The sequence below is a fragment of the Thalassobacillus cyri genome, assembly GCF_900107755.1.
Classification (GTDB): domain Bacteria; phylum Bacillota; class Bacilli; order Bacillales; family Halobacillaceae; genus Thalassobacillus; species Thalassobacillus cyri.
Genome location: NZ_FNQR01000003.1, coordinates 108,470 through 128,549 on the forward strand (window position 1 = coordinate 108,470; position 20,080 = coordinate 128,549).

Genomic DNA, 20,080 nt, shown 5'->3' on the forward strand with positions numbered 1-20,080 from the left:
CTCTTCCTATCGGTTCCACTATTAAGGCCCCGCAATAATCAAGGTGCCAGTAACTCTGATATAACGAGTCCTGGCACCTTAAGTTCATATAAGATAAATGAACAGCATTCCAAGCGCCCCGGCCATTACAACATAAAGCAACATCGGCACCAGCGTCATCCGAATAATCGTTCCTTCTTCCCCGCTTTTATTGACGACGGAAGCGGCTGCTACTACATTCAATACACAGACCATATTTCCCGCATTCGATCCGAGCACCTGCAGTGCGACTACCATGTGACCGTCTATCCCGATTTGATCAGCGACACTGAATTGGAATAAAGAAAACATCATATTACTGAAGGTTGCACTTCCAGAAATGAAAGAACCTAATGCACCAATCAATGGTGCTGCCAACGGCCAGGCTCCCCCTACCATATTTGCGACCATTTCAGCTAGTTCCATTGGCATACTCATCAATTCAGCATTATTCAATCCTGAGTTGATAAACACTCTTACCATCGGAACGGCTGCTCCCAACGCGATTACACTCCCTGCCATCGATTTCGCTGAATGGAAGAAGGTTTCTTTGATCGCTTGCCTGCTCATTTTGTGATAAAAAATCGTGATGCTTACTACGATTAAAAAAATACTCCCCGGCAAATATAACGGTTCAAAGGATGTACTGATTTCTGTACCAAGAATGTTCGACCAACCCACTTTTACGGAAGTCAGCCAACTCTTTAATGGAAGAGCATTCAATCGAGTCAAAACCAGGAATATGGCAACCAGTATATAAGGTACCCAGGCCTTTACTAATGGCATGTGTTTTACAGCATCTGCATCACCACTTTTAAGGCCGGCATCATCCGGTCCGAAATACCATGGCTCTTCCGGCAGCAAAAAACCCTTTTTGGCAGCAGGAATAACAATGGCGAGGCCTGCCAGGCCACCGATGATCGAAGGGAATTCCGGCCCCAACAGGGTTGCTACTAAAAATGCTGGTACCGTAAAACTCCCCCCCGCAAATAAAGCGAATTTCCATATTTTCAAACCATCACGCGCAGATTTGTTTTGGCCAAAAAACTTTGTCAGCATCACGACAAGGATTAGTGGGATAAAGCTTCCTATAAACAAATCGATCATAACAGTCGTTTGAGCAATTTCCTGTAAATATTCACCCATCGATTGTTTTCCCATGGCTGCCTGTACTTGAGGCGCAACCATAGCCCCCTCCCTCAACCCTTGGTCTACTCCGACAATCAAAGGAGTTCCGACAGCACCGAACGACACAGCACTGCTATCAGCAATCAAGGCCAGAGACACAGCCGCCAGCGGAGGAAAGCCTAATGCAACCAATAACGGTGCCCCGATTGCTGCAGGTGTACCGAAACCGGCAGCCCCTTCAATAAACGAACCGAATAACCAAGCGATAATAATCAATTGCACACGACGATCAGCAGTTATGCCCGAAAACCCATTTCGTATCGTATCTAACGCTCCACTGTTTGTAAGTGTATTCAACAGCAATATCGCACCAAATACAATCCATAAAATAGACACTGCGATAATGATCCCTTCCATGGAAGCTGCAGCTACCTGGACAATGGGAACTTTCCATACCATCACTGCTAAAACCGCTACAATTAAAAAACTGACAGGCATTGCCGTCGAGGCAGGGAAGCGGATTATGATAAGTAATACAAATACCGCTAAGACAGGCATCAACGCTGTTATTATTTCTAGAAATGTCATGATCCCCACACCTTTTCTATCTAAGATACCTTTATTATAAAAAACAGCAAACGCTTCCAATTACGAAGGTTCTGTGAAGACCATGACAGTTTGTTCACAATTTCACATAATCCTCTCTCAATAGGTCTGCAATGATAAATGATCAGCTACATGCTAAGATAAGATTATATGATTTGGAGGTGGAAAAATGAAGATTGTTGTTATCGGCGCAGGAGCCTTAGGCGCATATTTCGGAGGACGCTGGCAAGAAGCAGGACATGAAGTTACATTTTTGGTTCGCGAACGACGGGCAAAGCAGATTCAGGTGAATGGCATCCATATACATAGCCCTTATGGCGATTATAAAATGGAGAATCCTGCTATTATCCGCGAGGCAGACGAAGCGGAAGATGTAGACCTCGTCTTTTTATCGGTAAAAGGGTACCATCTTCCAGGTACAATGGAAGACTTGAAGACACTGACCTCAAAAGGAGCGAAAGTCCTTCCGGTTCTCAATGGTGTTGAACACATCCCTACATTACAAAAAGAACTTGGCGAAGAAACGGTAATCGGGGGACTATCCTTCATCATTGCCACATTGGATGAACAAGGCCATGTCGTCCATTCAGCCAAGGTACATGACCTCGTATTCGGCGCCCTCCACCAGTCCCAACAGGAGCTGGTTGATGAATTAGGCCTAGCCTGTGATCAAGCTAATTTTGATGGAAGGTTAAGCACTGATATTTTAAAAGAATTATGGAAAAAGTATATGTTCATCACAGCTTTTTCAGGAATTACAACAGCAACCAATCTGCCAATTGGTGAGATTCGCAAGCATCCAGAAACCCATCACATCGCACGGAAGATTTTAGAAGAGATGAAACAGCTGGCGAATAGTCATGGTATCGAATTAACCGATAAACACGTAGACAAGGCGTTTGAGAGCATTAATAATTTAGATGGTGAAGCTACTTCTTCTATGCACCAGGATCGCCGTAAAGGTCTGACTCTGGAAGTGGAACATTTACATGGTGGAGCGCTTCGACTAGGGGAAGCTGTAGATCTGAAACTTCCTTATATTGAATCGATTTACGGAATCATTAAACCATTCGAAAATGCTTGATATAAAAACAGCCCATTTTTCAGGGCTGTTTTTTTGCTTACTTCAAATCGTAATCCACTTTTCATAGCAATTATATCGTTGTGCATCAATAGGCCGGTGAGTAAACTCTACAAATCCTCGCAATTGAAAATCATTATGGAGATATAGCTGGTTGGAGACAGGATTCCCATCGAAAGTGTCCAGGCGGATGCTTGTGTAATCTTGTTCTTTTGCATACTTGTCACACCAATCCACCAACTGGCGTCCGTATCCTTTCCCCTGATGGGTCGGGGAAATACAGAGACCATGCAAAACTAACGGCTTGCCAATTACATCCCGCCATTCGATTGCTTCCCACTCAAGCGTCTCCTCTTCATTCAATATTACCGCTCCGATAATACTATTATCCTCCATCATTACATGCAGTTCCTTATTCTTTATTGCCCGTGTAATAAAATCCCTGCCTGGATAATTTTGATCCCATTGAGAAATCGCTTGTGCTGCCAGCACCTCTGCACAAGCCTGGTAAAGATTTAAGACTTCTTCCGCCTGATGCTCTCCCGCCAATATGATGTCCGTCATTTCTCTTCCCCTTTTTTAATTATGAGATGTGATAAACTGGTATAAAGTATGTTTTTACCAGCAAATCTATGTTTCTATAATCTTAGCATAATTCAGATAAATATTAGTAAAAATCTTAAGGATGGACGCCATGTTTTTTTTCACTGACCGAACTAAAACACAAACGATATATGAAATCTTCATGCTGCTTCTTGCTACAGTTTCAGTGGCCACCATTTGGAAAGAAACTGATTATAACAGTATAATCGTGTGGACGACATGGGTAATTTTTTTCCTCGATTTTCTCTACCGTTTATATATAAGTGAAAGCAAGTGGCAGTTTATTAAAAAGCACCCCTTCCTGTTGATTGCGGCAATCCCCCTGGATGCCGTTTTCCAGTTTGCCCGGTTTGCAAGAATTCTTCATTTACTAAGACTTAAATCAATCACCAAATTTTACACGATGCCATTCATCCAATATTTGAAACGCCAGCATTTAGGTTTTGTCGCTGGGGCTACAGCAGTTATCCTCTTTCTCGCCATTATCCCGCTTTACCAATTCGAATCAGGTGTAGAAAGCTATGCCGAAGCTATGATTGGTGCCCTTACCGCCATTACTTTTTTCGGCAGGACGGCATTTGAACCATCGACAGGAATCGGTCAAACTATCGTAGTGATTCTGACCATACTCGGCGTTATTCTGCACGGTATCATCATCAGTACTGCGTTTGATGTGCTATATCACACAAAATCGGTGCAACACTTTGTAAAGAAATTGAAAAATAGATAAGGTTTAGGGTTTCCTTGTATGAGGAATATACCACATATAACGCTGATGAATGAGGTGACTGAAAATGGCTGAAAATCAAGAAAAAAAGGACCGCCAGCCAAAAGGTATGGCAAGAAGGAATCAGCCTGAACAAATTGAGTCTGACAATGAAAGCTTGTTGGACAAGCATAAAGATGAGCAGCTGACTGATCCAATTCCGATGGATGACTTAAATAAAGAAATGAAGGAAGAAAAGAAAAAAGATAAAACAAAGAAAGATTCAGGTTCAGAAGAAAAATATAAGAAAGACTATAAGTAGCCGCTTGTTTGGAGTTTGATTTTCAAAAACTATTTGTTGACATGATGCTGGATATCCTGTAATATTGTCGTTTGTAGCTATATAGCGAATGGAACGTAGAAATGTATAGATACGTCGAGAGTGTAGTATGATCGAACTTTTGACGAAACTAAACTGGCATTCTGTGCTAAGTTTTTGAAACACTTATTCACACTGGATCGGCTTCGGAGCCGTAAGGATGCAAGAGAGGTAGGGCTTGCGTCGTCTAAGTTAGAAAACTACCAAACGGAATTATAACCGCGGCAAATAGACACACACAACAAAAAAGTGTGCAACATAAAAAGCATTTCCAAACGTTTAAACTACAAAGCGGGTCTGACTAAGGTCGGGGCCGCTTTTTCCAATGGTTTCATATTTTTACATCGATCATCTTCCCGTTAAGTGCCCGGAAAAATACCGAGTCTTCGATGTATTCTAATTCTGGTACATGGTTGTTTGTAGCTGTTCAAACAGATTAATTTTTCTTTTATGTAATCAAACAGACCGATTTTGTAAGCACTGTTTATGTAAATTTCACAGCGATTATTTCCTACTATTTTCAAATGCAACATACTATCCTTGGACGTGGGCTATATAAATACCATTTCATAGACGCAGCAAATTAAGATCTCCTCCTCGTTCCCTTTAAAGAACTAACCTTTTATTTTAAAGTTTTAAAATGAGATAATAAAGACTTTTCGTTTTTTATAAAGAACAAAAATAAAGGCTCAAGCTGCCTGATAGAGCTTGAGCTTCATTTCCTGTGCTATTCAAAAACTTCCTTCACTCTACCAACCTGGCCATCCTCCAAACGCACTTTAATCCCATGGGGGTGCTGAGCTGACTTGGTAAGAATGTCCTTGACTAACCCTCTGGTAAGTTTTCCAGTCCGTTGATCCTGCTTCAAAACGATAGCCACTTCTGCTCCTGGCTGGATATCTTTACGGTTTTGACCGCTTTTGCTCATTGCTTTCACATACCTTCCATAACAAATTTACTTCTTTCATTCTGACGCTAATTTCTCATTCCTGCAAGCTAAATATACGACCAGGAGTATAGATTGATAATTTTACCATATACAAGCATAACCCTATGCATGTTTACTCATTTTAATTCTGGAGTGTTTATGAGCAAAAAAAGGAGGGAAAATTTATTAGGTAATCTACTTAATTTTCAGGAAAGGATGTTGTGATCATGAGTGACCTGCATGCAAACCAGGAAGAAAAAGAAGTATGGTCCCTACCCAGAATCAACTCAAAAGCCCCTGAATTTGAAGCTACTACTACCCACGGAACATTACGTTTAAAGGATTACGAAGGAAAATGGCTTGTACTTTTTTCTCATCCTGCTGATTTCACTCCTGTTTGTACAACAGAATTTGTAGCGTTTCAGGAGATTTATCCGAAATTACGTGAGATGGATACAGAATTGCTCGGTCTTAGTATCGACAGTGTCCATTCACACATCGCCTGGATCCGGAACATAGAAAAGAACTTTAATGTGGAAATCGAATTTCCAGTCATAGCAGACTTGAATAAAGACGTCGCTCAGAAATATGGCATGATCATGCCGGACGAAAGCTCGACTGAAACCTCCCGAGCTGTCTTCATCATTGACGATAAAGGTAAAGTCCGCTCGATCATCTACTATCCACTTTCTACTGGCCGAAACATGGATGAAATCGTACGTGCTGTAAAAGCTTTACAGACAACGGATAAATATGGGTATGCTACTCCTGCCAACTGGCAGGAAGGTGACAAAGTTATCGTTCCTCCTTCCACCACCACGAAAGGTGCCAAAGAGCGGGAAGCCGACAAAGGAATGGAGTGCGTCGACTGGTATCTATGTAAAAAAGATTTGTAAAACAGTAAAATGCCGATCCAGCTGGGTCGGCATTTTTTGAGGCAACTCTTATATACTTAAGGTAATTAATTAGGCATCTCATCAGCCAGTATAGGCGTTCACCAACTTTCAACTCCTTTTCTAGCGTCTTTTTGTCATAAAATATAAGAACCAGACAGCATGGTTTTGTTCGTCTGCAGAAGCACGGCGGAACGTTTGCTGAATGAAAGGATCAGTGGATTGCTCGGCGATATCCTGATAAAAATCAGCAGTTTCCTGTTCGTCTTTAAACGAGAATTCCAGGCCCTTACGATAGTTCGTCGGGCATTCTTCGATTTGCTGTGGATCCGGTTGTCTCCCTGTTAGACTCCTGTATATGCGACTGAACTGCCTCAGATGTTTTTCTTCATCCCGGCGGATTTCCCTGATTTGGCGTTTTTCTTCATTGGTAGGTGCTAATTCAATTAACTTAGCGTAGCATTCAACCGCACTGTATTCCCCATTGATTGCATGCGCGATGTTACTGATCAACTGCTGTTGATTCTGCCGGTTCATCGGCTGATAATACGGATAATAATATGGATAATACATATAAAACCCCCTCCCTATATTTCCCTCTCCATCTTATCTATATGGTGACTGTTCACACTATTTTCCTAATATTTCAATCTCGTCTTCCATGGTCCGCCTCACATGCTCTACTATCTTCAAAAACTTCCGCTCCAATATATCGCTTAATCCCAAGTGAAAATCAATGGTGGCAGCCTCGATGCCGATCAATTGCCCTTTAACTTTGCTGTCATGAAGCATATGGAAAAGATGAAGGTTATGAGCGGATATTCCTAACTCCATTACCGGCATTTGCCTCAGTTCAAACCGGCTGATCGTCCCTGGTGGTTTTCCGGTCGTAATAGCGTCAATCACAAACAGAAATGAGGAGCCCTCAGCCGCGTCGAGACAATAATCCAGGTCTGTCTCCCCGATAATATACGTGACATCCAGCTGTCCCAATCCTTTTAAACTTTCCACCACATATACACCTATTCCATCGTCCCTCATTAATATATTTCCGATTCCAAGCACTACTATTTTCATTAAAACACCTGGATCGTTTTCGTTTCTTGACCGGGACTTGAGACATGGGTGGCGCATGACATACAGGGGTCAAAGGAGCGGAGTATCCGTCCAAGCTCTACCGGCTGTTCCGGATCAGTGATAGTTGTACCCATAACAGCCTGCTCAGCAGTCCCCAGGCTATTCTCGTCCGAAGCAGAATAATCCCAGGCAGATGGTGTAATGATTTGATAAAAGGAAATCACTCCATCTTCTATTTTCATCCAATGACCCAAGGTGCCACGAGTGGTTTCCACTAAGCCGGCTCCCTGAGCCGATGAAGGGAGCTCCCACTCTTTCTGGACCATGTAATCAGGGACGACTTGATCGAGTAACGTCGATATAATACCAACAACCTTCCCTGCTTCCAGTGATCTGGCTATTGTCCGGTCCATGGCGGATATACCATTGCGGTAATCACCGCTCAACCATAGCCTTGCCAAAGGGCCCACCTCTACCGCCATCCCGTCATAGCGGGGGGCCTTGACCCAGGTATAAGCGTCTTCTTTTTCCATGTCGGGTTCCGGCATTGTTTCAAATGGCTTATATGTCTTTTTCCCTTGATACCAGGAATAATTGATATTCTCCATAATCAAATCCGCATTAAAACGGGAAGTTTCATTTGTCTTGCCATTAAAAACAAGGGGTTCTGTGTACAAAGTGCCGAGCGCCTCATACCCGTTGAAAGCGCCACAAGACATGAGGTTTCCCGGTCCTTTTCCCATCTGGAATAACTCTGGATAATAGCGGCTGATGGTATACGTATCGGGAATCATCTTATCAACGATGAAGTTTCTTATTTTCTGCAGCATCGACTTGGCTTCAATGATTTTCACTGCGGTCGCAGGCGTCGTGTAGCCGCCTACATAAACCCCATGATTATGCGGGGCTTTCCCGCCAAATAGCGCTAACAGTTGATGGGCGAGCCGGCTGATGGCAAGCGATTCAAAATAGTGTTCCACGATGGCAGCATTTTCTCGTTCCGGCAGCCTTGCCGTTCCTTCGTAAGAAGTGAAAAGTGGATGTTCGGGAGGCATTTTTACGTAGTCTGGAACGGAGTACTGGTAGAAGTGGCGGATATGATTCTGTAAAAATTCACAGCCGTGGATGATGTCTCTCAAATAGCGTCCCTGCTCCTCCATGGTCACATTCAACGCATCTTCCAAAGCAAGGGATGAGCCTACCGAATGGGCAGTCGAACAAATCCCGCAAATCCGCTGGGTCAAATAGATGGCGTCAAACGGTTTCCTCCCTTTCATCATTTGTTCAAAACCACGGAACATCATACCTTTCGTTCGTGCTTCGCTTACTACTCCATTTTCTACCGTGACATCCAGTTCCAAAAATCCGCTAATTCTGGTCACTGGGTTGATGATGATTTTTCGTGCCATACGAATTACTCCTTTGTTGTGTCATACGAAATGAATGGGGCCATCCGGTCCGGAAATCCGAATTGCGCACAGCCGATGCAGGTGCTGGCTCCGATTGGCCAGTTGACATGATCGTTCCACTTCCTGGTAGGGCAATCCGTACGTGTCACCGGACCACGGCATCCGACCTTGAACAAACAATATGGCTCCCCCAACTTTTCTGCAAAAATTCCCTGGTCAAAAAATGGCCTTCTTGGACAGCGGTCATGGATAAGTGTGCTGTAAAACATCAGCGGTCTGTTCATATCATCAAGCTTCGGTTCCCCGAACATTAACAGGTGAGCAAGTGTCCCAAGAAACCAGTCTGGATTGACCGGACAGCCTGGCAGCTTGATAATATGCCGATCCAGCACTCCTTGCAGTCCAACCGACTGTGAAAGGTTCGGACGTGCAGCAGAAGGCCCGCCATCGACAGAACACGCGCCGACAGAGATGACATGAGTCGCCTTTTTTCCAAGCAGTTCAGCCATTTCAAGCCCCGTAACAGGTCTATCCCCAATTTTTCCGACCAGATGATACATGCCGTTATTCTTTAAAGCCACAGCCCCCTCGACAGCCAGGATAAATTCTTCATCACCAGCGGCAAGATCAAACAGCCGCTGCACCGCCTGTTCTCCTTCGGCTGCCATCAGACTGTTGCTGTACAAGAGATCCACCATCGAGGTAATCATATATTCGAAATCCGGATTCGATCCGTTCAGAAGAGAGATGATATTGCCAGAACAGCCGTTCAGCTCCAGATAGACTAATTTCTTTTTTTTCAAATTGCCTTGGGCCACTTGCCGTTTCGCTTCCCTTGCCAATCTTGCTGCCACTGATTCGTTATCTGTAGACTCTGGGGGCAATACAGGATGCTCACTCACGCTATCAGCCTCCCTACCGGTACAAGTGTGTCGAGAATCCATTGCTGGCCGGTGTGGCAGGAAGCGAATTCCTGAGTCAAATCCCTGCCTGCTGACAAACCGAAATGAGTAGCAACCGACCAGGCGGCATTATTGGTAACATCATAAACGACGCCATTTACCGCCACATAGGCAGGCTGACCATTCATACCAGTGAATTGAGCCAGCTGTTCACGAGTGAACTCCATTTGGTTATTGGCAGTAGGAGCGTTTGTAGAATCGGGAAGCATGGTTTGTGGAGAGTTTTGTAATGGTATGGCTGCTTGCCCCTGTTGGAAACTCGCCGCAACAAGCAGCTGGTTCAAGAATTGCAGGTGGGCAATCTTATTCCACATCTGATTCAATGTAAGGTTTTTCGTATGTTCATCCTCTGTTGCATACATTAAGCGAATCAAATAGTTGATTTCAGCAAACGTCAAGTCCATCTGCCTTTGTATCGTTACCATATCTGCCATTCAGGGCACCTTCCTTTCCAAAGATGAGGTTCATGCTGTCTTGCCCTGTCAATATTCCGTTATGGTAACTTCCTTCTCCGTCTGACCTCCGGAAAGGTAGTTCAGTTCGATTTGCCGCAGCTGGCCGATCAATTGCTCGGTGGAACGTTCCGTTTCTTCAAAATCCAGACGGCACTTTGTCCCCTCTTTATCTGCCACAAGCTGTTTCCAGCAGCCAATATACGTATGAACGTTTGCAATCGATTCCTGCAGCTGTCTGAATGCCAGCTGCGCCTCCTGACGGTTCAATTTTCCCTGGCACATCCAACCACTCCTTCTCCTTGTGTTAACAAATCCGGGGCAAGGGTTCTCCGGACAACATATCTAATACGCGTGTACCTCCAAACTCGGTTTTCAATAGCAACTGACCACTGCCCTCTGTCACTTCCCCTATCGCTGCAGCCATTTCATGACCCGGGATATCCTGCAAAAATTGGACAAGTGCTTCCGCTTCTTGCGGACCTGCAATCAACAGCACTTTTCCCTCATTCGCCATGTAGGCTGCATCCAGCCCCATCAATTCCAGGGTGCCCCTCACCTCTGGCTTGACCGGTATCCGTTCTTCTTCAAGTACAATATTCAAGGTTGTTTTCAAGGCGATTTCTTTTAAGGTTGTTGCAATTCCTCCTCTCGTCGGATCACGCATGAAACGTACCGTTTTAAATTCCTCCGTAATCTTTTTTATCACCGCATGAAGCAGCTGGCAGTCACTCGTAATCGGAGCTGTAAAAGGAATTCCCATCCGTTCCCCTAATACGGCTGCGGCATGCTCGCCTATCCCTCCATTTATAATTACTCGATCTCCTGGCTGAATATGATGATAAGCTAGTTGGACGCCCTGCTCACGATACCCGATGCCTGTGGTATTAATATACAGCTGGTCGCACTTACCTCTTTCCACTACCTTGGTATCACCTGTTACAATCCGGATTCCTGCTTCCTTTGCTGTCGCAGCAAACGACTGGACAATTTTCTTTAAAAGCTTCATTTCCAGTCCTTCTTCTAATATAAACCCAACAGACATGTAAGCAGGCCGGGCACCACTGACAGCCAGATCATTGATTGTACCGGTCACTGCAAGCTTCCCGATATCCCCGCCTGGGAATTCTACCGGATTGATGACAAATGAATCCGTGCTGACCACCAGATCCCCGCTCTGAAATGGCAGAACTGCCGCATCATGTTCCTGTTCCAATTCAGCATCACCGAATGCAGCTTGAAAAACTTCACTTATCAACTGATGCGTCTGGCTCCCACCATCTCCGTGGGACAATAAAATTTTCTTCATCCTAACCGCTCCTTCATTTGGACAACGAATGCTTTTGCCGTTCATATTGATAGTAGGTCGAGCAGGTGCCCTCGGAAGATACCATGCATGGTCCGAGAGGATTATCCGGCGTACAGGCTGTGGCGAACAGCTTGCAATCAAACGGCCCCTCTTTCCCTTTCACAATTTCTCCGCAACGGCACCCTTTCACCACCCTCGACTTCGGCTTGACAGCGAGAATGTTTTTCCTGGCATCAAACTTCTCATAATCAGAATGAATGGTCAGCCCACTTTCCGGAAGCTTGCCAAATCCCCGCCAGGAGGGAGAATGGACTTTAAACACTTCACCAAGTAAATGCTTAGCGCGTTCATTACCGAATTCCCTTACATTTCGTTGATAATTATTTTGGATGACACGCATCGGCTTCTCCATTTCCTTCAGCAATAATACGACCGATGTCAATAAATCAATCGGTTCAAATCCACTGATGACAGCCGGAACATTGTACTTTTCCAGGCCTCGCCAGCCATCACGGCCGATAATCACTGACACGTGACCAGGCAGTACAAAGCCGTCAATTTTATGGTCACTATCTTGAAGCAGAGATTCCACAGCAGGAGGTGTCAGCTTATGGGCGGCATAGACATAATAGTTATCTACTTCCTGGTCTTTGGCTTTTTTCAACGTCAGCGCAATACTGGGGGCAGTCGTTTCAAATCCTACTCCTAAAAAAACGACCCGCTTACCGGGATTATCTTTTGCGATTTCTAACGCTTGTGACGGAGCATGTACGATGCGGATATCCGCCCCATTCGCCCGCTCCTGGTATAAGTTCGACTTTGTCCCCGGCACCTTCATCATATCTCCGAAAGTCGTTACGATGACGTCCTCACATTTCGCATAGGCAATCATTTGATCAATATCGCTTTGATCCGTAACACAGACAGGGCAACCGGGACCGCTGATCAGATTGACATAAGGAGCCAGCAAATCTCTTACTCCGGTTTTTGAAAAAGCGACCGTATGAGTACCGCACACTTCCATGAAATTGAGCTTTCTCCCCACGCGTTCGTGTTGTTCTTTTAACAGAGGTGCTGCCTTGCGGAAAAGTCGCTTGAACAATGGACCATTACGATAAGCCAACAGGTTCATTCCAACAGCTCCTTCCAAAAATCTAATGATTGTATGGCCTGTTCTTCGTCAATGACCTGGATTGCTTCTCCTGCATGCACCAGCACATACTGTCCGGTTTCCACCGCCTCAAGTAATTCCACGCCCACCATGATCCTGCTTCCTAAATAATCAACAATAGCGGTACATTTTTTCTCCCCAATTTCAACGACCCTTGCCGGCATTGATAGACACATTATTTTTGCTACACCTCCATTTTGCTACAGCCGCTTGCCCCAAAGCGATGTTGCCATCTCCTGCTGGCACCTGCCGATGAGTGAATTCGGAATATCCATGCTGTTCGAGCAGATGCTTCGTAACTTTTACGAGATATCGGTTCTGCCACACTCCGCCACTTAGTACAACCGGAAGTTTACTCGTTTCCCCTGCAGCGATACAAACTCCCGCGCAAACCATTTCAGCAATCGTATGATGAAACTTTGCTGCAATCGTCTCTTTTGCTATACCGTGATGGATATCTGCCAGAATTCCCTGGATCATTCCATCAATCTTCCATTCTCCTTGAGCGATCGTAAACTCATAAATGTCTGAAGTCTCGGGTTCTAAGGATTGCTTCTCCATCATTTCACTCAACAGAACAGCGGCTTCCCCTTCATACGAACTTTTTTTACATAAACCAAGCATCGCAGCTACCGCGTCAAACAATCTTCCCGCGCTGCTCACCCGAATCCCCTGACTTCCTTGTAATTGAGCAGCTACAAGAGGGACCTGATATTCCGTAAAAAGTTCCGCTGCAGTTTTACTCGCCATTTCTTTATCCTCTACAGCTTCGTAAATCAGTGAAACTGCCATCATCCATGGATGACGGATTGCTGCTTCTCCACCTGGAAGACTAACGGGTTGCAGATGGACATTGCGCTCGAAATTGCTATAGTCTCCGGTGAGTATTTCAAATCCCCACATCGTGCCGTCTGTTCCATATCCGGTCCCATCAAGAATGCAACCAATGACAGGGGTTTCCAGCTGGTGTTCAGCCATGCAAGCAGCCATATGGGCATGATGGTGATAGACAGGTAAGGGATTTTCCAGGCCAGCGGTTAGCTCCTTTGAAATCATATAAGCAGGATGGGGATCGTAAGCGATCACTTCCGGATTTTTTTCCGACAGGGACAGCACATGATCCAGCCGCTCCTGATAGCTTGCTAGACTTTCTAAACTATCGATATCTCCGATGTGCTGACTGAGCAATGCTTTATCGTTGTCTAAAACGCAAAAAGTGTTCTTCATTTCTGCCCCTGCCCCCAGAACAGCAGGTGCTTCCCCACTTGTGGGAATGGAGATCGAGTCAGGGACGAACCCTCTCGCTCTTCTGATCAGAGAAAATTGCCCGTTCATGCTTTGGCCCACCGAATCATCAATACGAGTGACAATAGCGCGGTCATGTATCAAAAAGCCTTCAACCATCCCCTTCAACTGGGTCAGGGCCTCATCATTTGTTTTGGCAATAGGAAGACCGCTTCGGTTGCCACTCGTTGCTATGATCAACTCAGGACCTTGGGTGAATAGCAAGTGGTGGAGCGGGGTATAAGCCATCATCACTCCAATTCTGTACAAGCCAGGGGCAATTGCATCCAAAGGCAGGGCTTCCTTCGCTTTTTGTTTAGGAGTAAGCAAGACGATTGGAGCCTGTGGGGATTTCAACGCTTTGCGTTCCGTTTCATCGAGATTAAAATACTGTTCGATTACGTTGATGTCCCCTGCCATTAAAGCAAGCGGCTTGCTCGGACGATTCTTTCGTTTTCGCAAGCGTTCAATAGCTTGTTTGCTCAAGGCGTTGCACATCAAATGGAAACCGCCGATTCCTTTTACTGCAAGCGTGCCATTAGTGCCCAGGACATCGGCAGCTCTCCGCAGCCAATCATTCTCCTGCTCTTTTCCATTTTCATTGACAAACTTCATCTGCGGCCCACAGACAGGACAAGCGATCGTCTGGGCATGAAAACGCCTATTATTCGGGTCTTCATATACTTGCTGGCAATCTTCACATAATACAAACGTGCTCATGGAGGTAGTTTTCCGGTCATAGGGAAGTTTCTCAATCACCGTATACCTTGGACCGCAGTACGTACAGCTGGTGAACGGATACTGATAATAACGGCTTGTCTCATCGTGAATTTCTGCGAGACATTCCTCACAAACAGCTAGGTCGGCCGGAAAAGCGGTGGCAGCTTTATCATTCTTTTCACTTTGCTTGATTGAGAAATTTTCATCTCCCGAAGGAAACAGCACTTTACCTTTGAGAGCATCGATCCGGGCCGGCGCAGCTGTCTCTGTTTTCAAAGCATGGTAGAAAGCATCAATGTCTCCTTTTCTTCCTTCCACTTCAATGGATACTTTTCCAGCATTGTTAAGGACAAATCCAGTCAGGTGGTTCTTCTGAGCCAGCCGATAAATGTAGGGACGAAAACCTACCCCCTGAACGACACCTGTCACGTCCAGTCGAAGTCTTTTACCTGTGTTTGCGCCACCCAGCTTTCCTTTAGCCACTTAGTCCACCTCCCGATCCCTTCTCCATTGTGTGCGGATAATTCAAAAATCGGGGCATCTGGATTGAGCTGTTGGACATCATCTCTGAATTGCTTCAAATCAAATCCTACATAAGGCAGTAAATCTATTTTATTCAGAAGAATGACATCAGCTTTTTCAAAAACAGTTGGATATTTAACCACCTTATCGACACCTTCTGTGGTGCTTAGCAGCGCGACATCCACATGCTCGCCTAAATCGAACGCTGCTGGACAGACAAGGTTGCCGACATTCTCGATCACCATCAGATCAATCTCATTCAATGGAAACCGAGAAAGCACCCCTGCTACCATTTTGGCATCCAGGTGGCAGGCTCCGTGCGTATTGATCTGCACCGCCTTTACATTGTGTTTCGCAATACGGGCCGCATCTAAGTCAGTTGCCACATCCCCTTCAATCACTCCGATATTCATGAAAGTTTTCAAATGCTCGATTGTTTTTTCCAGGACAGAGGTTTTCCCTGAACCTGGGCTGCTGATCAAATTAATCGTGAAGATATTTTCATCATAAAAACGGGTACGATTCTGCTCTGCATATGTCTTATTGGTTTGGAGCACATCCTGTTTCATGGGGATATGTTTAGTCACTTGCTTCCTCTCCTTCAATATAATCGATATAAAAATCATTTCCTTCGACAATCTCCCATTTCAGCTCTGCTTCAGCTGCCGGTTCCTTCCGCAGCGTATCAAAGGCAAACTGCAGCGCCTCAGGCATGACCATCATCTGGTTACCAATCGTTAATTTGATCGTCGTAACCTTATCCATTCCTTCCTGTCTTGATGCTTGTTCCACATGTACTAACACTTCATAGATCAGACTAACTTCATGCATTGCGCTCACCTATTTCATCCATAGTACATCGTATGTAAAATTAAAAAATATTATCACTTGCATACATTCCTGCAAATAAAAAAGGCAAGCACGTTTACTGGCTTCTAAACTTCTGGAATGGATATTACGGTTTACCGGACGACGAACAATATCCACTTATTTTATGCTTGTAAAGCTATTCTATGGGAGGCGGTTAAGGCTGGTGTACCTAGATTAAATCCTACTTAAGGTGCAGTGTGCGAGAACTGTAAGCAGGGTAAACAAATGCTAGACTGATAGATAAGGAAAGGGGAGTTATAAATGACATTCAAAGCTTTTCGAGTCAACCAGCAAGAAGAAGAATTTTCATCAGGCATAGAAGAACTGGAACTGGAGGATTTATCTGAAGGCGACGTAGTAATCAAAGTTCATTATTCTAGTGTCAACTATAAGGATGCAATGGCGAGTGTGAAAAATAGTAAAATTGCACAGAAATATCCGTTGACGCCAGGAATCGACCTTTCCGGTGAGGTAGTCGAGTCCCATTCAGAACAATTCCGTGAAGGGGACAAAGTGATTGCAACCAGTTATGACATCGGAGTTGCCAAGGATGGCGGCTACAGTGAATACGCCCGAATTCCATCAGAATGGATTGTTGAACTGCCAGAAGGGCTGACGCTTGAGGAATCGATGATCTACGGCACAGCAGGGTTCACGGCTGCGTTATCCGTCCACCGACTGGAGGAAGCGGGAATCAGGCCGGAGGATGGCGCCATACTTGTCACTGGTGCGACCGGCGGGGTTGGCAGTATGGCTATCGCGATGCTGGCTAAACTCGGTTATTGCGTGGTGGCCAGTACCGGAAAAGAAAGCGAACATAGTTATTTAAAAGAACTAGGGGCAAAAGAGGTCATCTCCCGGGAAGCTGTCTATAGTGGCAAAATCAAGCCATTGGACAAACAGCTTTGGGCCGGAGCAGTCGATGCCACCGGTGGCAATAACCTGGCTGCCATCTTAAGTAAGCTCCAATACAGCGGTGCAGTTGCTGTCAGCGGCCTGACAGCTGGAACGGACGTACCGACAACTGTCTTCCCGTTCATCTTACGTGGGGTCAGCCTGCTTGGCGTCGATTCCGTCCAATGCCCAATGACGATTCGCAGGCAAATCTGGAACCGTATGGCGACTGATTTGAAACCAGAAGGACTATTTGAGCAAATGAAAAATGAAGTAACCTTAGAAGAGTTGCCAGAAACGATCCATACTCTCCTGGAAGGAAAAGCCCGTGGAAGGAACATCGTAAAGTTATAACCAATAAAATCAGAGCGCCTGCAATTAATGCAGGCGCTCTCTTTAATTATTCTTCTCCATGATAATAGCTTTGTGTTAACGTATCCCAGAAAGATGTATCGGCATCTTCAATCGAGTCATCAGCGATCGCTTTCAAAGCCGCCTTCATCGTTACTACGCCCTGCTGGATCAGGTAGCCGTTACTTTTTTGGCCTAATACATAGTCTTCACGATAATGATCGGCCATCCCTCGCATTTCAAATAACAAAGTAGAAATACCATACTCATTCGCCAGCCCATTTCGACTGATGGTGTTGGCAGTTCCGCCAGGATACTTGGATAATGTACCATATCCTTTCGATTCTACCGCATCATAGACAACTGCACCAAGCTTCTTAGAGCCTTCCAAAACCTCAGAATCGACCGTTTCATTGGTTGGGTAAAGAATGGAGCCTGAAACTAGTGGTCCGTCTTCACCTTTGGTCACCTGTGTTCCTTGATGATGAAGGTCGATCATGTAGTCCGGGCTGTATTTTTGCAGGACATTTTCATGCAAAGCTTTTGTTTCCGGCTGCTCACGGTCAACATGATCACGGTTCAGATCTACACCATTTGCGTTGTAGCGGGTATGTGTACCGGAGACATAATCATCGAGTGGGAAGTTAACATCTCCTTCTGCCCCATCGACATTCAGCCGCGGTGCTATCAAAACATTGACATTCTCAAGGATATTTTGGACTTCCTTGCTATTTGTGCTTAAGTATTGGATCATTTTCAAGGCAGCTTCTGTGGTCAATGTTTCGTTCCCATGCTGCTGGGTCAAAAACAAAATCGTTGGATTTTCTTCATTTTCCCCAAATTTTGCAAGATACAAGTCCCTATCTTTTACGGACTGCCCATATACTTCTAAAGTCAGGTTTTCGGACTGTTGATCGACCCTTTCAAGAAGCTTTACCATTTCGCTATAGGAATGCAACCGTTCATTCTGAATCGTTTCATTACCATTGTAGTTCGGTCCATCCGCACTTACAGAGTTTACACCTGTTCCTAACACTACTCCAGAACTGAGCAGTACTCCAGATAATGCGATATTCAATGCTTTTCTTTTCAAGATCCATCCATCCTTTCGTCATTTTATTCGGGGTTCCTTGTGACCTTTCTAGACGGTTTTCGGGGAATCCTGTCAAAAAAACTAAAGTCAGGAACATCGCCCTAACAAAAAGATGCCTTGGACCTATACGTTTTACATACAACTCCCAAAAATACTATTCAATAAGAAAACAGACCCTCATGTGAAGGTCTGCTTACCTTATTTATTGCTATTCTCATAACTGTGTTCGTTCTGGACGTCACCGTTTTTCTTATGGATGACTGCTTTTGTTCCTTTATTTTCAGCAATTTCTTTAGCGCGCTTGATCGCTTCGTCTTTATTATCGAATACCTGGTCTGGCTTTTTGGCGCCTTTCGCCTGGACAGCCCAGCCGTCATCATGTGCGACAACATGCTCGCCACGGTTCAATAATTCAGGCCGATTGTCATATTGTTTATCTTCTTCGTCACGTTCCTTCAACTCTTTATCGTCGGCGTCCTTCATTTCGTTGATTTCTTTTTTGGAAGCATTATCATACCATTCCTTCGCCTGACTGGTAGCAATAGGGATCGCACGGTTTTCATCATAACCTTCATCTACCATAGCATTCGCAATATCAATTGCTTTATTCCTCACAGCAGTGTTCAAGTTTTTTAATGAGCTTGGATAATCCTTCTTATCCCAAGGCATTATGCTCACCTCCACGTCATATTTGTTTATTATGTTCCGCGTTGGCTGCATTTATAAACATCGCTGCCTGTTTTAGGAAGGTATACGTTTATTACAACATATGAATACTACTTGTGTACCACAAATTTAAAAGGAGTGTTTCCAATGGGTATATTAACAGGCGATCCTAAAGAACAGCCCCTTCATTACGGGGAAGTGTTTGGAATGTGGTCCTATTTGACAGTTGCAAAAGGTAATTACACACGTTATCAAACGTTTATGAACCATACTGGTGATAAAGAATTGATGAAGTTGCTTGAGGAGCTAATCGAAGGCATCAAGCATGAATCAGAAAGCATTGAGGAAATTTTAAAAACCAATGGAATCGCATTGCCTCCATCAGCTCCAGAACGCTCAAATGCGACACTTGAGGATATCCCTGTAGGTGCCCGGTTCAATGACCCCGAAATCAGCGCCCAAGTTTCAGCCGATTTAGCAGCAGGACTGGTTTCATGCAGTACCGTCATGGGACAGTGCACAAGGGAAGATGTCGCTATGATGTTTGGACAGTTCCACATGAATAAAGCCCAGGCAGCTGCAAAAGCACTTCGACTCAATAAAGAAAAAGGCTGGTTAGTGACACCGCCAATGCACACCAAAGTACCAGAACCTGTTTAACCAGCAAAGGCAGACCACTTAAGATAAATGGTCTGCCTAATTTTTTTCAAAAAATGATTGCATAATATTCAAAATTCCTGTATGTTGGAAATTAAATCAATTGAATATTCACTATTCTTATGAAGAGAAGCTGAGGGAACTGGACCGACGAAGCTTCAGCAACCTGCCGAATTACGGTGAGGTGCTACATCCAGCGAACGGCTAAGCCGTTTGAAAAATAAGAAGAAGTGGCTAATTTACGGATAAATCAGCTCTTCTTCTCGAGAGCTGATTTTTTTATTTTACGATAAAGGAGACG

At 44.7% G+C, this 20,080-nt stretch carries 23 protein-coding genes and 1 riboswitch; of the genes, 6 read left to right on the forward strand and 17 right to left on the reverse strand.

Annotated features, from left to right (window positions below):
- Positions 1-84 precede the first annotated feature (84 nt).
- Positions 85-1,734 carry an L-lactate permease gene (locus BLV00_RS04680; protein WP_093042935.1) on the reverse strand — a complete coding sequence of 550 codons (1,650 nt, stop codon included), beginning with the start codon at positions 1,732-1,734 and terminating at the stop codon, positions 85-87.
- Positions 1,735-1,921: 187 nt separating this feature from the next.
- Here BLV00_RS04680 and BLV00_RS04685 point away from each other — a divergent pair, with 187 nt between their 5' ends.
- Entirely contained in the window at positions 1,922-2,836 is a 915-nt protein-coding gene (locus tag BLV00_RS04685) for a ketopantoate reductase family protein (RefSeq protein ID WP_093042937.1), read from the forward strand.
- Positions 2,837-2,878: 42 nt separating this feature from the next.
- On the opposite strand, the gene BLV00_RS04690 is transcribed toward BLV00_RS04685, so the two are convergent.
- Positions 2,879-3,397: a GNAT family N-acetyltransferase gene (locus tag BLV00_RS04690; RefSeq protein ID WP_093042939.1), complete on the reverse strand. Its 519-nt coding sequence runs from the start codon at positions 3,395-3,397 to the stop codon at positions 2,879-2,881.
- A 130-nt stretch (positions 3,398-3,527) separates the two neighbouring features.
- Here BLV00_RS04690 and BLV00_RS04695 point away from each other — a divergent pair, with 130 nt between their 5' ends.
- Together BLV00_RS04695 and BLV00_RS04700 are read left to right on the forward strand one after the other, a co-directional pair.
- Positions 3,528-4,166 carry a hypothetical protein gene (locus BLV00_RS04695; protein ID WP_093042941.1) on the forward strand — a complete coding sequence of 213 codons (639 nt, stop codon included), beginning with the start codon at positions 3,528-3,530 and terminating at the stop codon, positions 4,164-4,166.
- 64 nt (positions 4,167-4,230) lie between these two features.
- Entirely contained in the window at positions 4,231-4,464 is a 234-nt protein-coding gene (locus tag BLV00_RS04700) for a hypothetical protein (RefSeq protein ID WP_093042943.1), read from the forward strand.
- Positions 4,465-5,248: 784 nt separating this feature from the next.
- On the opposite strand, the gene BLV00_RS04705 is transcribed toward BLV00_RS04700, so the two are convergent.
- Complete coding sequence (locus BLV00_RS04705) at positions 5,249-5,449, reverse strand: YwbE family protein (RefSeq protein ID WP_093042945.1); 201 nt, start codon at positions 5,447-5,449, stop codon at positions 5,249-5,251.
- 227 nt (positions 5,450-5,676) lie between these two features.
- Here BLV00_RS04705 and BLV00_RS04710 point away from each other — a divergent pair, with 227 nt between their 5' ends.
- Positions 5,677-6,345, forward strand: coding sequence for a peroxiredoxin (locus BLV00_RS04710; protein ID WP_093042947.1), 669 nt, complete (start codon positions 5,677-5,679; stop codon positions 6,343-6,345).
- Between the two features lie 120 nt (positions 6,346-6,465).
- Here BLV00_RS04710 and BLV00_RS04715 read toward each other — a convergent pair whose 3' ends face one another.
- The 12 genes from BLV00_RS04715 to BLV00_RS04770 are packed head-to-tail and all read right to left on the reverse strand — an operon-like array spanning position 6,466 to position 16,079.
- The gene (locus BLV00_RS04715; protein ID WP_093042949.1) at positions 6,466-6,915 is read right to left on the reverse strand and encodes a ferritin-like domain-containing protein; all 450 of its coding nucleotides are present in this window, start codon (positions 6,913-6,915) and stop codon (positions 6,466-6,468) included.
- 57 nt (positions 6,916-6,972) lie between these two features.
- Complete coding sequence (locus tag BLV00_RS04720; protein WP_176791323.1) at positions 6,973-7,419, reverse strand: hydrogenase maturation protease; 447 nt, start codon at positions 7,417-7,419, stop codon at positions 6,973-6,975.
- Positions 7,419-8,828 carry a nickel-dependent hydrogenase large subunit gene (locus BLV00_RS04725; RefSeq protein WP_093042953.1) on the reverse strand — a complete coding sequence of 470 codons (1,410 nt, stop codon included), beginning with the start codon at positions 8,826-8,828 and terminating at the stop codon, positions 7,419-7,421. Before BLV00_RS04725 ends, BLV00_RS04720 begins: the two co-directional genes overlap by 1 nt.
- Before the next feature lie 5 nt (positions 8,829-8,833).
- Positions 8,834-9,730, reverse strand: coding sequence for a hydrogenase small subunit (locus tag BLV00_RS04730; RefSeq protein WP_218131884.1), 897 nt, complete (start codon positions 9,728-9,730; stop codon positions 8,834-8,836).
- Positions 9,727-10,224 (reverse strand): cytochrome b5 domain-containing protein, encoded by a 498-nt coding sequence (locus BLV00_RS22310; RefSeq protein WP_245728824.1) that lies wholly within the window; start codon positions 10,222-10,224, stop codon positions 9,727-9,729. The genes BLV00_RS04730 and BLV00_RS22310 overlap by 4 nt, the downstream gene beginning before the upstream one ends.
- A 48-nt stretch (positions 10,225-10,272) precedes the next feature.
- Complete coding sequence (locus tag BLV00_RS04740) at positions 10,273-10,527, reverse strand: hypothetical protein (RefSeq protein ID WP_093042957.1); 255 nt, start codon at positions 10,525-10,527, stop codon at positions 10,273-10,275.
- Between the two features lie 22 nt (positions 10,528-10,549).
- On the reverse strand, positions 10,550-11,551 hold the full coding sequence (gene hypE, locus BLV00_RS04745; RefSeq protein WP_093042959.1) for a hydrogenase expression/formation protein HypE: 1,002 nt from the start codon (positions 11,549-11,551) through the stop codon (positions 10,550-10,552).
- A gap of 13 nt (positions 11,552-11,564) precedes the next feature.
- Positions 11,565-12,683: a hydrogenase formation protein HypD gene (hypD, locus tag BLV00_RS04750; protein WP_093042961.1), complete on the reverse strand. Its 1,119-nt coding sequence runs from the start codon at positions 12,681-12,683 to the stop codon at positions 11,565-11,567.
- Positions 12,680-12,898, reverse strand: a complete 219-nt coding sequence (locus BLV00_RS04755; protein ID WP_093042963.1) for a HypC/HybG/HupF family hydrogenase formation chaperone — start codon at positions 12,896-12,898, stop codon at positions 12,680-12,682. The genes hypD and BLV00_RS04755 overlap by 4 nt, the downstream gene beginning before the upstream one ends.
- Entirely contained in the window at positions 12,867-15,209 is a 2,343-nt protein-coding gene (hypF, locus tag BLV00_RS04760) for a carbamoyltransferase HypF (protein ID WP_093042965.1), read from the reverse strand. Before hypF ends, BLV00_RS04755 begins: the two co-directional genes overlap by 32 nt.
- Entirely contained in the window at positions 15,152-15,835 is a 684-nt protein-coding gene (gene hypB / locus BLV00_RS04765) for a hydrogenase nickel incorporation protein HypB (protein WP_245728826.1), read from the reverse strand. Before hypB ends, hypF begins: the two co-directional genes overlap by 58 nt.
- On the reverse strand, positions 15,828-16,079 hold the full coding sequence (locus tag BLV00_RS04770) for a hydrogenase maturation nickel metallochaperone HypA (RefSeq protein WP_093042967.1): 252 nt from the start codon (positions 16,077-16,079) through the stop codon (positions 15,828-15,830). The genes hypB and BLV00_RS04770 overlap by 8 nt, the downstream gene beginning before the upstream one ends.
- 300 nt (positions 16,080-16,379) lie before the next feature.
- Between BLV00_RS04770 and BLV00_RS04775 the strand changes: the two genes are divergently transcribed.
- Positions 16,380-17,366, forward strand: a complete 987-nt coding sequence (locus BLV00_RS04775) for an acrylyl-CoA reductase family protein (RefSeq protein WP_093042969.1) — start codon at positions 16,380-16,382, stop codon at positions 17,364-17,366.
- 46 nt (positions 17,367-17,412) lie between these two features.
- Here BLV00_RS04775 and BLV00_RS04780 read toward each other — a convergent pair whose 3' ends face one another.
- A complete protein-coding gene (locus BLV00_RS04780) occupies positions 17,413-18,456 on the reverse strand; it encodes a M14 family metallopeptidase (protein ID WP_093042971.1) in 1,044 nt (347 codons plus the stop codon).
- Between the two features lie 198 nt (positions 18,457-18,654).
- Positions 18,655-19,125: a DUF2188 domain-containing protein gene (locus BLV00_RS04785; RefSeq protein WP_093042973.1), complete on the reverse strand. Its 471-nt coding sequence runs from the start codon at positions 19,123-19,125 to the stop codon at positions 18,655-18,657.
- Positions 19,126-19,269: 144 nt separating this feature from the next.
- On the opposite strand from BLV00_RS04785, the gene BLV00_RS04790 reads away from it, so the two are divergent.
- A complete protein-coding gene (locus tag BLV00_RS04790; RefSeq protein ID WP_093042975.1) occupies positions 19,270-19,782 on the forward strand; it encodes a DUF3231 family protein in 513 nt (170 codons plus the stop codon).
- A 114-nt stretch (positions 19,783-19,896) separates the two neighbouring features.
- Positions 19,897-20,006, forward strand: a riboswitch (SAM riboswitch).
- The last annotated feature ends 74 nt before the right edge of the window (positions 20,007-20,080 follow it).